The sequence below is a fragment of the Pseudomonas sp. P5_B2 genome (assembly GCF_056400445.1).
The window spans coordinates 1-1,187 of record NZ_JBFULH010000997.1 but is presented as its reverse complement, the minus strand read 5'-3'; the positions used below and the strand labels follow the sequence as shown (position 1 = coordinate 1,187).

1 protein-coding gene and 1 pseudogene are annotated in these 1,187 nt (G+C 53.5%); both read right to left on the bottom strand.

What is annotated here, in order from left to right; all coding sequences use genetic code 11:
• Positions 1-1,072: tripartite tricarboxylate transporter permease (locus AC1DRJ_RS28645; RefSeq protein WP_477805103.1), on the bottom strand; the 1,072-nt coding region annotated here is incomplete at its 3' end.
• 23 nt (positions 1,073-1,095) lie between these two features.
• Positions 1,096-1,187, bottom strand: a pseudogene (locus AC1DRJ_RS28640) (tripartite tricarboxylate transporter TctB family protein); the annotation flags it as partial.

Sequence of the window (1,187 nt, the reverse complement as noted above, 5' to 3'; positions counted from 1 at the left end):
GGTCTCCGGAGGTCTGGAATAGCATTGGGCCCGGCTGCAAGTTGTAGTTCTGAAAAGCTGCCAACAAAATCGCCGCCGTAGCCGAGGTAGGAATGCCTAGCGTCAGCAATGGAACCAGTGATCCAGTAGCGCTCGCGTTGTTAGCAGCCTCGGGGCCTGCGACCCCTTCGATGGCCCCCTTGCCTTTACTGGCTGCAAATTCTTCGGGGTACTTGCTCAGTTTCCTTTCTGCAGAGTATGAAAGAAAAGTTGGAATCTCAGCACCGCCGGCAGGGATGGAACCGAAAGGAAAGCCGATCATGGTTCCTCGAATCCAGGCAGGAATAGATCGCTTCCAATCAGAGCGCGTCATCCATAACGACGTCATACGATGCCGACCAGCGTCCTCCTCTTTTTGATAAAGAAGACTGTATAACGCCTCTCCCACAGCAAACAAACCAACAGCCACCAGCACCACTTCAATGCCATCGACCATCTCCGGCACACTCATGGTGTATCGCGCAATCCCCGAAGTGGAATCCAACCCAATTAACCCGATGGTCAGTCCAATACCTAGTGATGCGAATCCTCGCAACATTGAGGCACCTAGCACCGCTGATACAGTGGTGAAGGACAACACCAGAATCGCAAAATACTCGGCAGGGCCAAATTTCAGCGCCAGTGTCGCGACTATTGGCGCAAAAAGGGTCAGCAGTAACGTTGCGATTGTGCCAGCGACAAAAGACCCTATCGCCGCCGTCGCCAACGCAGGGCCCGCGCGTCCATTGCGGGCCATGAGATTGCCTTCCAACGCCGTAACCATGGAGGATGACTCGCCCGGCGTATTGAGCAGAATCGAAGTAGTAGATCCTCCGAATTGAGCGCCGTAGTAGATACCCCCAAACATGATTAAGGCACCCGTAGGGTCGACCTTCGCTGTAATTGGCAGCAGTAATGCCACGGTCAATGCAGGGCCGATACCTGGCAGCACTCCGATGGCAGTACCGAGTAGGCAGCCAATAAAGCCCCACACCAAATTGATTGGATCAAACGCGGATGCAAAGCCTGATGCCAAGCTTAAGAGAATTTCCACCTCATAATCTCCTTCTGCCTAAGTCAAATCCAGGCGTTGATTAGGGGCGGAAGGGAAACCCCTAGCCCAGCATTGAAAAGCCAATAAATCGGCAGCGTTAGAGCGATTCCGATAG